The sequence below is a fragment of the Oleiphilus messinensis genome, assembly GCF_002162375.1.
In the GTDB taxonomy this organism is placed as follows: Bacteria; Pseudomonadota; Gammaproteobacteria; order Pseudomonadales; family Oleiphilaceae; genus Oleiphilus; species Oleiphilus messinensis.
The window spans coordinates 69833-85098 of the sequence record NZ_CP021425.1 but is presented as its reverse complement, the minus strand read 5'-3'; the positions used below and the strand labels follow the sequence as shown (position 1 = coordinate 85098).

The following is a 15266-nucleotide window of genomic DNA, read 5'->3' as shown; positions in this document are numbered from 1 at the left end:
TCCATTCAAAATGGCCTGTGACTGAATATTTTTCAACCTAAACGTTCAAATAACGCTCAATAAAATTGATCATTTATTGCTAGGTTGCCCTGAAACCCTCGCCCACTCGGGCGGGGATATAAGCGGGAAGTTCGGAGAACTTCTTGTTTTCCATAATTTACTGTATATACTTACAGCATGCTGAGAGCGACCAAAGTAAGAATTTACCCAACGCCTGAACAGGCGGAATTTCTCAACCGCCAGTTCGGTGCTACGCGGTTCGTGTACAACAAGACCTTGCATGTCATCAGTGCTCAGTACAAACGCCACGGCCTGAAGCTCAAGGCCAAGAAAGATATTAAGCCCCTGCTCGCGGTGGCAAAAAAGTCACGCAAGTATCACTGGCTCAAGGAGTTTGACTCGATTGCACTCCAGCAAGCCTGTATCAACCTGGATAAAGCCTTTCAGAACTTCTTCGACCCGAAGCACTCCGCTCGTTACCCCAAGTTCAAGCGCAAGCACGGCAAACAATCCAGTTACCACTGCACAAGTATCAGCGCGGGGGATAACTGGATCAAAGTGCCGAAGATGGAGCCAATCAATGCGCGAGTACACCGCGCTTTAAAAGGGAAGCTCAAGAGCATCACCCTGTCACGTACCGTGACGGGAAAATACTATGCTTCGCTGCTGCTTGATGACGGCGTAGAAACACCCGCGCCGATGAAAACAGTCGATACCGTGTTGGGTCTTGATATGGGGCTTACTCACCTCGCTATCGACTCAGAGGGTAGGAAAATAGCGAATCCCCGTTTTCTGAAACGTGCCGCCGCCAACCTTCGACGCAAGCAAAAAGCCCTTTCCCGATGCCAGAAGGGAAGCAAGGGGCGGGCACAAGCTCACCTTAAGCTTGCCAAGGCACATGAACACCTCGCGAATGCCCGTGCGGATTACCAGCACAACCTGTCCCGACAGCTTATTGACGAAAACCAAGCGGTGGCAGTCGAGACATTGAAAGTTAAAAACCTGCTGAAGAATCGGAAGTTGGCGAAGCATATTGCTGACGCGAGTTGGTTCAGCTTGATTCAGAAGTTGGAGTACAAGGCCAAGGCGCAAGGCAAGCACCTGGTCAAAATTGATCAATGGTTCGCCAGCACCAAGACCTGTTCCGGCTGCGGCCACAAGATGGCGTCCCTGTCGTTGTCTGTGCGTCACTGGACGTGCCCTGCCTGTAAAGCAGAGCTTGACCGTGACGTAAATGCGGCGCTCAATATCCGCCAGCAGGGCATTATCAAATTAAGGGCCGAAGGACTGTCGGTTCCTGCCAATGGAGGCTTGCGTAAATCCAGCCACGCGCCGGTTGCAGCCTAAGAAGTTGGAAGCCTTGCCTGACAGGGTGGGGAGCAGTCACATGACGCTAATACTCAAATTTAATTTGAGCGTCTTCACCCTCTAAAAGTTCACTCAATACACCATGGGCAGGCTTCCAATCGAACTCCGGAAAGCGCACTTGAGCCTGTTCGACCTTCTCTTGGTATGCTTTCAGCAGTTTGAGTTCAATGCCATGGGTATGGGTTAGCGGCTGGGAAAAAAATTGCTCCATGTGCGCTTTCAAATTCTCAGTTACACCGAGATCATCCGGCATGCTCTGGATCAAAGCATCAATGATCTGACGACAGATTTTGGTCTCAAAGTTACCCGCCCCCTCCTGCTGTATGTAGATGATGGCATCTGCCCAATCTGCAAGTTTCGCAATTACCGCTAAGGGTGTGTCCTTGATTTTTTGATCCAGTTTGCGCAAAGGCGGGTGTATTTCATAATCCAGCTCTTTGAACACCGCAGACTTTTCACCGAGCATCATTTCCAGTTTCCGCTTACTGACTGAAGGCAAGTCACCGGCAAGGAGTTCTGGCAAGTCATGATTCAGGCAATAATCGACCAGTAGAATCTGTTTTTCAGTCGTGTAGTAATCAGCGCTCAGTATTTTTCGCGCCAGTGCACGAGCAATCATTGTCACCATATAATGATGCTCTGCGAGATACTGGGGACGGCCATGTTTTACGCTGTTCCAACGCACAACATGACCGCTTCTGACAATATCACGGAGTGTCAGCATGGTTATTTTCCTTACTTGATTTCGTTTACGGAATTAAAAAACGCGCTTCCCTTAATAATCAGGGTAGTCATATTTTCGTAGGAGAGAGCAAAGCATAAAGTCGGAACCACCAACACCCAAAACTCAATTGTTGATTGAATTAGGGTTAAAATTAGCGTTTTGCGTATTCACTCGCTATTGTTTCATTATTGTTTAATTCAAATTTATCCAATGATAATGTGTAGTGGAGCTCCAGTTCATGCTCAACCGCTCCAGCATAGATTTCTCACAAGCGTGCTGTAAGAAAAAAGTGCGAGCGCCTCAAATTGGCGATACACACTGGCATGCGTATATACCTGCTGCAATTCTGCATGTATTTTTGATTCTTCTTGCTCAGTCAGCCTTCGCAGGAAACGGATCCGTTTCCGGGTTTGGCAGGCTGATTGGTGGTTATCTGGATCAAGCTGATGTCAATTACAAAACCTATAACAACAGCCTGAGCTTTGATACTAGTCTCATTGGTCTTCAAGGTATTTACCAATTCTCAGAATATTTCGACGTTACAGCTCAGGTAATTTGGACACCTGATAACAATAGGGATTCAGGCCTTGAATGGCTTTACACCTCAATCAAGCCCACACATAATCTCAATCTCAAACTCGGTAAACTAAGAACTCCCTTTTTCGCATTAAGTGAAGTACTGGATGTAGGGTTCGCCTATCCTTGGATAACGCCCCCAGAAGAGGTTTACATTAATTTCGTTTTCAATACTTTTGAAGGCTTAGACGTTCGTTATGACTTCAGTTATGAAGATCTCAGCGGGGGTATAGAGATTTACTATGGTCGAAATGATGACAAAATCCGGCTCAATAATTTAACTATTGATAGTGAAGTAAAGGATCTGTTCGGCCTCATCACAGAATTCAATCTCTTCCAGTTTCAGATACGCGCCACTTATCATAGCGGAAACGTCGATTTGATGCTCAATGAAACACAACGGTTACGTTCAGCGCTCAGGGATGCGGGATTTATTAACAGTGCTAAATCGCTCTCCCCCGCCGCAGAAGTGGATTATTATCAATTCAGCGTTCACTACGAAACATTGGATTATTTTGTGCGTACTGAAATTGTTCACTTTAATACAGAAGCCGGGATTTATCAGGACATCACGGGTTACTATCTGACGGGTGGACTCTATATCGACACACTTACACTACACTTAACCTACAGTCAGCGCAAAGACAGTTTAAATCGTGCCTTTATTGGCGAGATACCAATTGGAGTTGACTCCACTTTCGATGCACTAGCGCAAGCTTATGACACAACTTTACAGGCAAGAGAGAAAGAAGATGTCAATTCAGTGACTTTAGGCGTACGTTGGGATGCCTCACCAAACCTGGCACTAAAAGCGGATGTCAAACATATTAAATCTAGAAAAGGCAACAATACGATAACTTTCTCATCGCAACAAAACAGCGAATTTGACGGTAAAGCCTTCTTGTTTCTTTTCGCTCTGGAGACGGTGTTTTGAAACATCGACAATGGCTCGCGCTTGCTCGTCAACACTTGATCTGCTGTTGCTTACTCACCTCACCCGCCGCCATATGTCAGGATGAAAGTCTTGTCGTTATTGTAAATCAAACTCTCATACTCGATAGCATCAATAAAAAACAACTAAAGCACATCTATATCGGCTCAAAAGCATACGATATCATCCCGGCAAACCTAAATAGCAACAATCGGCTGCGGACAATATTCAACACTCGAGTGCTCGGACTTACAGAATCCCGGATTCGTTCCTTTTGGGTGCAAATGAAGTTTACTGGACGCGGGAAGCCCCCGCTTGAACTTGAAACCCCAGAAGCTGCGATTGCATTTGTTAAAACCACACCCAATGGTATGGCTTACGTCGATGCCAACACAATATTACCGAGTGATGTAAAAGTAATCTTTAGTTTGAACTAAGGTGTGATTTCAACTGCCAATTTGTACGATTAATGGCAGATAATGCCTCTGCTAACGCTCCAAGAGGTACAGGCTTGGAAAACAAATATCCTTGAAGTTGATGACAGCCCATATCGATTAAAGCATCGCGATCAGAAACAGTTTCCACACCTTCCGCGCAAATATTTAAACTAAAACTTATCCCCAAATTTATAATAGATTGAATAATAAAACGATCTTTATCAGATTCGTGAAGCTGCTTCACAAAGGAATGATCTATTTTCAATGTGTCAACTTCTATCTGGCTCAAATAACTCAATGAAGAATAACCCGTTCCAAAATCATCTAGGGCGACAGTACTTCCCAATGTTCCAATTTCTTGCAAAAACAGTGCAGCATTTTCGAGATTTTCGAGATAAGATGACTCTGTTATCTCAAACTCAATATGCTGTGGATTAACCTTATTCTTCACCATTTCATCGCGTATGAATCCAATCAGAGACATGTCTCGAAGATCATGAGCAGATAAATTTAATGATATATGAATGGTGGTCGACACTAATTTGACAATTGTTCTATATTCTCGGAAAACACAGGAAATTAGGTACCGAGTAATATCACCAATTTTTCCACACCACTCCGCAATAGGTATAAATTCGGAAGGAGCGATAATCCCGTCATAACTGCTTTGCCAACGGATCAATGCCTCAAAGCCAATAATCCCACCATTGGGACCGACCTTTGGTTGGTAAAAAACTTGAAATTCATCTTTGACCAAGGCAGTAGAAATGGCATTCGCTATTTCTACTTTTCTTACGCTTTCCCGCAACAGTTTATCATCAAAGAACGAACATGAACTTTTACCTGTCTCTTTGGCGTGATACATCGCTAAATCAGCATGCCGTATCAACACTTCTGCACTACAGTCACTGCTCAATGTCGTGGCCACCCCAATGCTGACTCCACTTTCTACTTCCCAGCCCTTAACCTGAAATGGCCTTCTCAGCCGTTCAATTATTCGCTCTGCTATGTGCACCAAATCAGCTATTTTTTCGGAGTTTTTAATCAAAATCAGAAACTCATCACCACCAAACCTTGCCACCACATCCCCACTTCGCAGAGTCTGTTCTATAAATTCAGCAACCATAATCAATAACATATCTCCCGTGCCATGACCAAGAGAATCATTGATATGTTTAAAATTATCTAAATCCAGAAACATAACCGCCAAATGACTTCCACTTTGTTTATAATTCGCAATTTCATTCTCCAGCAGCACCTGGAACATCTTCCGATTAGGTAGCCCTGTCAATGTGTCGTAGTTTGCCAATTTTTCAAGTGAATCTTGTTGTTGTTCAAGTTGTGCCGTGTAGCGTTGGTTTTTAATTGTCTGCTCGTAAATCGTACTCAGCATTACATTAATATTTCTGGTGAGCTTGTTTATTTCCTCACTTCCAGAAACATTCACCTTAAGCTGATAGTCTCCAGTTTCAGTCACTTCTTGAGCAAAATCGGCGAGTCTGGCTAGCGGCGACATCAACCGCTTGATTAACAGATTATCGACTAATAAAGTAAATAAACTAACCAGCAGAACCAAGGGCACAAGTTTTCCATAAAGGCTGTTCATGGTAACTTCCAGCGGACCGTGGTAGTCATTAACAACCAAAAGATAACCCAGAGTATAATCACTCTCACCAATTATTTGCTTGGCGACAAGCTCAGACTCAAAAAAAGAAGAGCCCTCAGGTATCCTATTCAAATCATACGTCATCAACTCTGGAAAATTTTGTTGGGAATCAAAATAAAGAGGGTGTACATAGTGATGCATCATCTCACCGCCCGCATCGAACACAGCTGCGAAACGTACCGACGAGTATCGGTCGAAACTCAGCAATTCCGTAGCCACTTCAAGAACAGCACCTTCTCCCCCGATAATTCCAACAAGCTCATCCGCGAGATTGGCCGACAACGCATCAAGATTATCCATTACCGATTGTCGGTACAGGGATTCATGTTCCTGTACGCTCATCATCATGACTGATATCGAACAGAACAATATGGTCACTACGGTTATAATTGTTAATTTAGTTCGAATACTACTGCGCATAATATTGGATGCATTTTGCGAAACCGATATTACTTAGAATAGACGCCCACAACAGTATTCGAGCAAAACTTAATCAAAAAAGTTATAATAAGTAATCACGGCGCTGCAAATATTCCATCACCAAAACTTACACCCGCTCTCACACACCAGACACTAATGCCGTTGAGACGATCCAGTACCGTTTTATCGGAAAAATTTATCGTTAAAGTTTCACCTCTTGAACGTTGGCCGAATAAATTATTGCCGATTGGAAATCCTGCACTGAAGTAGTTACCGTCAATTCCGCCGTAGATAAATACGTCAGTGATTCCCCCACCATCATAGGTAAAGTTTTCGATTTCGATTGTGCAGTCATCGACAATTCGTGCGGTACCGCTAACATTATGGGCGCGCATTGACAATTCGGTGGTAAATCCCACCATTGGGTGAGTTTTGGTGCATTCAGTGTCAACTTCAGTATCGGTATCGGTATCGGTATCGGTATCGATATCCTCAATGTTGAGTGTATCTTTCAGATGGGCAACTGCTCGCTCAGCACTTATCAACGTCACATTCTCCGAACCACTGTTCGCCACCAGATTGACTACCTGTTGATCAAATTCCAGGCTATCAAATTCTACACTCAAGCCTGTCGCCAATTCATGGGCCTGTGCTGAGATCTCAATACCATTATCAGGATTTCCATCGATATCCAGTGTTTGTAACAGCCGGGCAATATTAACGACCGCTGTATCCTGAATATTATCGGTACCAACCAATGTCAGCGGTGTTATCTCCGGTGCCCCCAACACAGGAGGCAACGCAATGTCACCAATCGAAAATTGAACCCCTTCACCCCCCAGGTAGCTAAATTCACCTTGAGCACTGGTGAAACCTTCCTGAGTCGCCGTAACATATTTCAACCCTGATACGGCACTATCGATAAAATAACCAATGAGCACTTCCGGCGCTGGCTCCATCTCTGCCATGTCAGCAGCGTCCGGATTCATACTTGCACCCTGGTTCGGTTCAACCGGGGCAGAACTGGACCCACCACCACAAGCCGCCAATGCCAAGGGAAAAACCAGCCCAGCAACCCGAAGTCCGGTCCGGGGTTTATCAAACAAAGTATTCACTAATAACAACTTCATGTGCTACTCCACAAGCATAACTCTAATTGGTCGATGAGGTATTTCTGTGCCACCGTACTGAGCGCGCGGCTTAGCCACAAGTGGCAACAGCCCATATCCAGAAATTGCAAATGAATTGTTATGGTTTCGTTAGAAACACCGTCACATCCGCCCAAGAATTATTAACGGACCAGTGTGATACAAACGTGATAATCTGTTGATAGAAAAGGAATATTTCTCTTTTAGGATGGCTTACACATTTATTGCTTGAGATCAGTTTGATGAAAAATGTGTTTGTTGTAACAATCAGCCTGCTATGGGTCGCTCCAAATCTCGCACTCGCGAACGGTTCGCCCTGGCTGCCCGCACCGGATTCAGTCAGTATTGCATTGGAAACGGTGTACCAATCAGGTGATGAATTCTACCTCGGCGCAAACAAGATTGAACTGGGCGGCGACCTTGACCAGATCACCTATTGGTTAAAGTTGGGTTATGGATTATCGGAAAACCTCGCACTGGATGCACGAATAGGCTATTCGGAAACGGACTTTGAAGGCTCCCCTACCGAGGAAAGCGATATCGCAGACAGCAATATTGGCGTTACCTGGCGTTTTGTCGATGAGTTCGTCGCATCGACACCCGCACCCTCCCTTGCCTTTCGCATTGGTGCCACAATCGCCGGCGATTATGATACGGGTGCAATTGACTCCCTTGGCGATGGCGCTTCAGGTGTCGAAGCCTCTTTCCTTGCCGGACGAATTCTGAATGACTATCTTGCCATAAGTACCGAACTGGGATACCGCATTCGGGAATCCGATGTTCCTGACGAATTTTTCTATGGTTTGAACACCTACTTCATCATCACTCCACAATGGAACTTTAGCCTGGGTTATCAAGCTATTGAAGCCGATGGCGACCTGGATATCGGCACACCCGAATTCACCGCCGAAAAATTTAACCAAGTCGATGAAGATACTGCAACAGTAACGCTCGGAATATCATTCAACCCAACACAACAACTCAACCTCAACACCACATTCAGCCAAATCGTAGATGGACGAAACACACTTGAAAGTAAAGTCGCATCGTTGAGCGTTGGGTATTCGTTTTAGAATCCGTGCTTTAAACTTAGGCCGTTTAAACAATGTTCCTGCAATCCTTCCCTGGCAATTTCTCGAAAACAGAATTGTGAGAATCCATGTAATTCATCCCAATCAACTATCCTGGCTATACTGTGCACTAAAATTTGCATAACATGAGATGAACCAAGTGAACTCATATTCACAACGGCACACAGTGGTAAGTGTTTAAACAATAACAATCAATTCGAGAATAAAAATGGAAAACAAGGACAATATCCACTTTCGCACCTGTAATCTCTGTGAAGCCATGTGCGGCTTGGAAATCAGGCACCGGGATAACCGTATTCTGAGTATTCGGGGGGATAAAAAAGATCCGTTAAGTCAGGGGTATATTTGTCCAAAGGCGCTTGCACTTCAGGATATCCATGAAGATCCGGACCGCTTGAGGCAGCCGATGAAGAAAACGGATCATGGCTGGGTTCCTATCACTTGGAATGAGGCATTTAAAGAAATTAAGACCCACCTGCGCCCACTGCAATGGCGCTACGGAAGAGATGCACTGGGTGTGTATATCGGCAATCCGACTGTGCATAATCACGGCGCGTTGCTCGCCTTGCTTCCTCTATTGGGTGCATTGGGCACGCGAAAGCGTTTCTCGGCGACCTCGAATGACCAACTGCCTCATATGCTGGTTAATCTGAAACTCTTCGGTCATCAAGCCCTTTTTCCGGTACCGGATATCGACCATACCGACCTGTTTATCTGCCTTGGGGCCAATCCAATGGCTTCCAATGGCAGTTTGATGAGCGCACCAGACATGCGCAAACGACTGAAAGCCATTCAGAATCGCGGAGGCGAAGTTATTGTTATTGACCCCCGTAAAACAGAAACCGCAAAACTCGCAGATCAGCATCATTTCATCCGCCCTGGAACAGACGCGCTGCTCCTGCTATCGATGGTTAATGTCTTGTTTCACCATCAACTGGTCAACCTGGGCCGACTCCAGCCGTACGTGGATGATGTGGATCTAGTTGAACTTGCTTGCCAAAGCTTCACGCCGGAAAGTGTTGCAGACAGCACTGGAATGTCTCCGGAAGTGATCAGAGATCTGGCGCTGGGCCTCGCGAAAACACCCAAAGCCGTATTGTACTCACGCATGGGTACAAGTACTCAGGAGTTCGGCGCGCTTTCAACCTGGCTGGTCAATGTTCTTAATATCATCACCGGCCATATGGATCAACGCGGTGGTATGATGTTCACCAAACCGGCGGTCGATCTCGCCGAAATAACCGCACTTACCGGTGATAAAGGGCATTTTGATCGATACCGGTCGCGGGTTCAGAAATTACCGGAGTTCTCCGACGAACTGCCAGCCGCGACCCTCGCAGAGGAAATACTGACACCCGGCTCTGGACAAATGCGTGCACTCATCACATTTGCTGGTAATCCTGTACTTTCCAGTCCCAATGGCAAGCGACTGGATAAAGCATTGTCACAGCTGGATTATATGATCAGCGTTGATTTTTACCTGAATGAAACCTCTCGACATGCCAATCTGATTTTACCACCGGTCAGCCCGCTGGAACGTTCGCATTATGATATCGGACTGAACGCAGTGGCCGTAAGAAATGTCAGCAAATATTCTGCCCCGCTATTCAAGCCTTCGAAACAAGCCAAAACTGACTGGGATATTATGCTGGAGCTCATGCGCATTCTCTCCCCCCGAAGTGTCGCAGGAAAATTTGGCAGTACAGCTCAATACCAGCTCTTGAAAGCACTGGGTCCCGATCGGGTACTGAACCTACTGTTGCAATCCGGCCCTTATGGCCTCCATCCCGGCAAAGCAACACGAGCGATTCAAGCCCTGTTTGATTTGTTTAACGATGCATTGCCACAACGCTCCCAACTCAAAAGAGCCATTCGCCTTAGCCCATTCGGTGAACAAAACCGAACACTGGTTAAGGGTTTATCGCTGGATGTACTGAAAAATGAACGCCACGGGATCGATCTGGGACCGCTACAGCCTTGTCTGCCTGAGCGAATCTATCACGATAATACCAAGATCAATATCGCACCCAAGATCTTCCTGAAAGACCTGAGCCGCTTGCAACAAACATTCAAAAAGGAACAGGATAAAGAACCCTTGATATTGATCGGTCGTCGGGATGTGCAAAGCAACAATTCCTGGCTACACAACAGCGCTCGACTGCAAAAGCAGAACAATCGGTGTGAACTTTTAATCCACCCCAGGGACGCGGAGAAACATCAGCTGACATCTGGCGATCTTATCGAAATTCAATCCAGTACCGGGAGGTTGAAGCTACCAGTGTGTATCTCTGATGACTTGATGCCGGGTGTGGTCTGCATGCCCCATGGCTGGGGACACAATCGGAGCGGCGTTGCGCTGAAAGTTGCAGGTCAGAACCCCGGTGCCAGCATGAATGACTTGACCGATGCCGAGTGCGTGGATCGCCTGTGCGGAACATCCGTGTTTACCGGTATCGAAGTCAATCTCAACCGAATTTAATCGATTCCCAACAGCTTGTGCATCTGCAGTGTCAGACGCCATTGCGGATGCACAAGGCAATACTCAAGCGCTTTTCGGGTATTCTCCTGCTTGAATGCATCCAAGGCCGAATCCGCTACATTCGGGCTTGCCATCGGTGACAAAAAATAATTCTCTGCACTCAAATTCTGAAACCGTTCAGGTGGAGCAAGCGCTTGCGGGTAAACGAGCTTTAACTCGTTACAGTGCTCAACTACCACCTGTGCAGAGCCCTTGGGACTGACACAGATCCAGTCCAGACCATTTGGCAGGGGTAAGGTGCCGTTGGTTTCGATTCCGACTTCGAAGCCACTATCGTGGAAACAACTAATCAGTTCCTCATCCAGTTGTAACGCAGGCTCGCCACCGGTACAGATGACGTAAGGCTTTCCCCCCGCATTGTCTGGCCAAAGGGCCGTTACGGCATCGACCAAGGCCAATGCACCCGTAAATATCCCCCCGTTCTGGCCATCTGTGCCCACAATATCCGTATCGCAAAAGTTACAAACAGCGGCTTTGCGATCCTGCTCTCGTCCTGTCCAAAGATTGCATTTACTGAACCGGCAAAATACAGCCGCGCGTCCGGATCGTGCCCCTTCACCTTGCAGCGAATAGAACATTTCCTTCACTTTATACGTTTTTGCAATACGATTATCAGACTTGCCCGACACAGGGAACCCTCACTCGTAGGCCAGAGGATCTTTAAGGCCGTGATGCGTAAACGCCTCGAGCCGTTCCGTGCAGGATCCACACTTGCCACAGGCCTTCTCCCGGCCATTGTAACAGGTCCAGGTTTTGCCATAATCCAACTGCCACTGAAGACCCTGGGCAAGAATATCAATCTTGCTCATGTACATGAAAGGCGCTTGAATTTGTACTTCCTCGTAGTTGGCAATCCGGGCAACATCATCCATTTTTTGCACAAACTCAGGACGGCAGTCAGGGTAAATCGCATGATCGCCACTGTGGGCACCGTAATACACCACGTTTGCCTTGATGGATACCGCCCAGCCAATCGCCAACGACAGCATAATCATGTTGCGATTGGGAACGACGGTGGATTTCATACTGGTTTCTTCATAATGCCCTTCAGGCACTTCGATATCATCGGTTAAGGATGATCCCAGTATCAACTGGTTAATCGCCATTATATCGACTAACTTGTGGGGAATCGCCAGTTCATCGCAGACTTTCTGGGCAAAATGCAATTCTTTGCTATGGCGCTGGCCATAATTAAAGGAAAGTGCATAGACACGGTGATGTTGGCGCAGGGCCAGATTCAATAGCGTATAGGAATCCATTCCCCCGGAGTATATGACGACCGCTTTGTCCTGAGCCCCAGTCGTCTCTGGATTAACCATGTTGAACAACCTTTTTACAGTAAACCGGACATTTTAAGCCTTGTCTGATCAACTGCCAACCACCTGAACACAACCAGGGCGAAAAAGTACTAATAATACTGAGAAAGCTGTTGCTTCAATTCACCGGGACGAATCGGTTTACTAAGCACACCATTAAGGCCTACGGCTTCAGTTTTCTGCAATACTTCTTCCAAAACGGTTGCTGTCAGCGCCAGAATAGGTAATTTCTTATACTTTCCACCCAGCTGTCGGATTGCCCGCGTCGCTTCGTAGCCATCCATGTTCGGCATTTGAATATCCATCAATACAATATGGTATTCCTGTTCCTGAACCATCCTGATCGCCGCCTCTCCATCATCTGCGACATCAATTTCGGCCCCCCACTTACTCAGCAACTTGCGTGCCACCATAACATTGACCCGATTATCCTCAACCAACAGCACGCGACAACCCCGTAAAACGGCTTCCGCAGACTCGGGTTCCGCCTGATTTGGCAACGCCTCCAATTCACTGACCTTCGCCAATGGCAATGTTAATTTGAAGGCAAACATCGCCCCTTGCCCAATTGCGCTCTTAACCACCATTCGCGACCCGAACAAATCCAGCAGGCCCTTGGTGATGGCCAATCCCAGTCCGGTACCACCATACTTACGCGTAATTGAGTTATCCGCCTGGTTGAAAAAGTCAAAAATGCTTTGTTGCGTTTCTGGCCCGATACCAATTCCGGTATCTTTAACCCGGAACTCGATATCGATTTTTTCACCCTGGGATTTACCTGCCTTAATGACAATTTGTACGTAACCCCGATCCGTAAACTTGATCGCATTACTCAACAGGTTAATCAGGATTTGCGACAGCCGCGTCGGATCGGTACGAACCAACATGGGTAACTTGGGATCCAGGAAACAGCGTAAATCGATACCTTTTTCTTCTGCTTGCAACTCCAGTGAGGCCAGCACCGACTTGACCAGTCGACGCAAATCGGTTGGAATCATTTCCAGGTCAATCTTGCCCGCTTCAATTTTGCTGAAATCCAGAATATCGTTTATGAGACTTAAGAGACTTTCGGCGGAGAACTTCAAGGTTGTGAGGTTCTCTACCTGAGCTTTGGTTGGCGCATCTTCCAACAAGAGGTGGGATAATCCGATCACCGCATTCAGCGGTGTCCGAATTTCATGGCTCATAGTCGACAGAAAGTTGGATTTCTCCTGGGTTGCAAGCTCGGCACGCTCCTTGGCATGTAACAATTCGGCCTGGGAAAGCACTTCTTGAGTGATATCCATGAGAATGCAATGAAAAACAACATTTCGATCATCACAATCAATTGGCGTCGCAATACAACGAAACCAGCGCACGTCATTTCCCGGTAAAATCAAGCGGGCAACGTAGTTCCAGCCACTGAGATTTTGCGTCACCTCGGTCAAGTTTGCTGCAAAGCCCTCGAAATCCGCGGGATGAATGTACTGTATCAGTTCACCTGCATCTGCCATGCACTTTTCAGGGCTCAAACCAAACATTTCTTCGACTCGGGGGCTAATATAATTAAATCCCCAGTAAGTCCCATCTCGGCTGGAAACCCACTCAAAAATGATGCCCGGTGCATTAACCGTCATACTTTTAAAGCGTTTTTCACTGAGACGCAGGGCCCTTTCTGCGTTCTTGTGTTCCGTGATATCCCGGAGACACCACGCCAATGAACGGGCTCCGGTTTCCTGGTCATCCAGCACCTGAACTGTCAAACCGACTCGAACCAGTTCGCCATCCGGGCGCTTGATCGACGTTTCCCCCTGCCAGCGATCGCGTTTTTGCAGATCACTGACAATCAAATCGATCAAATACTTTTTCTCACCCAACAACACTGCAATGGAGTTGCTTCCCAGGCTATTCTGCCTGAGACCATAACCCCTGTATGTTGCTTCATTCGCGAACTGGACGACACCTTTGGTGTCGGTGTAGACCACGGCATCCCAATGTTTTTCAACAAACAAATTTTGTGTGGCCAAGCGCTTACGGGTGTTGAGTTGGTCATTTATGTTACGTAGCGAAATCACAACCCGTTGATCGGCAGGAACATTACTCAGGAGTTTTTTGACCCGAGCTTCATACCAGACACCATTCGATGGCGAACAATACTCAAAACGCTGTTCAGATTCAGTGGCCAGCGCTAAGGTCGCGGCCTCGCTAAATTGCGTATAAATCGCCCCCGGGAGGTACTTCTTGACCTCGGCATTCTCATAAACATGCCTTGCCAAAGGCAGATTCGATTCATTTCCAGTCCAGACGTTGACAATCTGATGGTGCTCGTTAATTTCAAACACCACATCGTTCAGGGAGGTAACAATCGCTTTAAGTTTATCTTCATGAAGTCGAAGCGACTCCCGGGATCGCTCAATCCTGTGGATCAAAATATAAATCAAGGAGGCCAGAATGATCATGGTCAACCCTTGGGAAGCCGCGGTCATTCGCTCTGAATGCAATAGCTCTTGCCACGGTAACTCGGCAAAGACGTGCCAGGAAGACTCACTCGAACCCAAAGCCAAGAATCTCTCGCTTAAAGCACTCACCGCCACCAACAAACCCATCGAGGCGAGCCGCATTTGCTTTTCGGAAGTCGTAAAAATAAAAAAAGGAAGAGGTAGCAGTGCCGCAATCAACAAAAACCGGGAATCCGAATCGAGCAGGCTTGTGACCAACGATGACCAAAACAACGTGACACCAGCCAGGAATACAAAACGTGCGGAACCATAGAGCTGAAACAAACAAAGCGTAATGCCCAGCGCACTCAAAATCGAGGCGCTTAACATGAATGGTGCCATCACAGTTAAGCCCAATTGCAGCATAAACCAAGTCACTGCAACGTATGCCACCATACTTAATGCGCTAATTTTGAGAAATACAGCCTGCTTGAGCTCTTGCGTTTGCACCGTTGGCTGATTCACAACACACCGCGGCCCGGACTTGAAACGTTTCAAATTACTAACCCTTGACCCCGGCCACACTCAATCCTTTGTTGACGGGACCAATTCACAAGGACTCTTCCCCAACCC

11 protein-coding genes are annotated in these 15266 nt (G+C 46.7%); 5 read left to right on the top strand and 6 right to left on the bottom strand.

The window, feature by feature from the left end:
* Positions 1-177: 177 nt before the first annotated feature.
* Entirely contained in the window at positions 178-1347 is a 1170-nt protein-coding gene (locus OLMES_RS00385) for an RNA-guided endonuclease InsQ/TnpB family protein (RefSeq protein WP_087459417.1), read from the top strand.
* A 46-nt stretch (positions 1348-1393) separates the two neighbouring features.
* Here the strand turns inward: OLMES_RS00385 and OLMES_RS00380 are convergent, their stop codons facing one another.
* On the bottom strand, positions 1394-2092 hold the full coding sequence (locus tag OLMES_RS00380; protein ID WP_087459416.1) for a YfbR-like 5'-deoxynucleotidase: 699 nt from the start codon (positions 2090-2092) through the stop codon (positions 1394-1396).
* Between the two features lie 238 nt (positions 2093-2330).
* Here OLMES_RS00380 and OLMES_RS00375 point away from each other — a divergent pair, with 238 nt between their 5' ends.
* Together OLMES_RS00375 and OLMES_RS00370 are read left to right on the top strand one after the other, a co-directional pair.
* A complete protein-coding gene (locus tag OLMES_RS00375; RefSeq protein WP_087459415.1) occupies positions 2331-3602 on the top strand; it encodes a porin in 1272 nt (423 codons plus the stop codon).
* Positions 3599-4036 carry a type 2 periplasmic-binding domain-containing protein gene (locus OLMES_RS00370; protein WP_087459414.1) on the top strand — a complete coding sequence of 146 codons (438 nt, stop codon included), beginning with the start codon at positions 3599-3601 and terminating at the stop codon, positions 4034-4036. Before OLMES_RS00375 ends, OLMES_RS00370 begins: the two co-directional genes overlap by 4 nt.
* Here the strand turns inward: OLMES_RS00370 and OLMES_RS00365 are convergent.
* Together OLMES_RS00365 and OLMES_RS00360 are read right to left on the bottom strand one after the other, a co-directional pair.
* A complete protein-coding gene (locus OLMES_RS00365) occupies positions 4023-6002 on the bottom strand; it encodes a putative bifunctional diguanylate cyclase/phosphodiesterase (protein WP_198343166.1) in 1980 nt (659 codons plus the stop codon). The two genes, OLMES_RS00370 and OLMES_RS00365, sit on opposite strands and share 14 nt — an antisense overlap.
* A gap of 215 nt (positions 6003-6217) precedes the next feature.
* Positions 6218-7252, bottom strand: a complete 1035-nt coding sequence (locus OLMES_RS00360; protein ID WP_087459412.1) for a DM13 domain-containing protein — start codon at positions 7250-7252, stop codon at positions 6218-6220.
* A gap of 260 nt (positions 7253-7512) precedes the next feature.
* On the opposite strand from OLMES_RS00360, the gene OLMES_RS00355 reads away from it, so the two are divergent.
* Positions 7513-8343, top strand: coding sequence for a hypothetical protein (locus tag OLMES_RS00355; protein ID WP_157678073.1), 831 nt, complete (start codon positions 7513-7515; stop codon positions 8341-8343).
* Positions 8344-8569: 226 nt separating this feature from the next.
* Complete coding sequence (locus tag OLMES_RS00350; RefSeq protein ID WP_087459410.1) at positions 8570-10840, top strand: molybdopterin-dependent oxidoreductase; 2271 nt, start codon at positions 8570-8572, stop codon at positions 10838-10840.
* On the opposite strand, the gene queE is transcribed toward OLMES_RS00350, so the two are convergent.
* The 3 genes from queE to OLMES_RS00335 form a co-directional block, all read right to left on the bottom strand.
* Positions 10837-11478, bottom strand: a complete 642-nt coding sequence (gene queE, locus OLMES_RS00345) for a 7-carboxy-7-deazaguanine synthase (RefSeq protein WP_087464272.1) — start codon at positions 11476-11478, stop codon at positions 10837-10839. The genes OLMES_RS00350 and queE overlap by 4 nt on opposite strands.
* Positions 11479-11538: 60 nt before the next feature.
* A complete protein-coding gene (gene queC / locus OLMES_RS00340) occupies positions 11539-12219 on the bottom strand; it encodes a 7-cyano-7-deazaguanine synthase QueC (RefSeq protein ID WP_087459409.1) in 681 nt (226 codons plus the stop codon).
* An 89-nt stretch (positions 12220-12308) separates the two neighbouring features.
* Complete coding sequence (locus OLMES_RS00335; protein ID WP_157678072.1) at positions 12309-15158, bottom strand: PAS domain-containing hybrid sensor histidine kinase/response regulator; 2850 nt, start codon at positions 15156-15158, stop codon at positions 12309-12311.
* Positions 15159-15266: the final 108 nt, after the last annotated feature.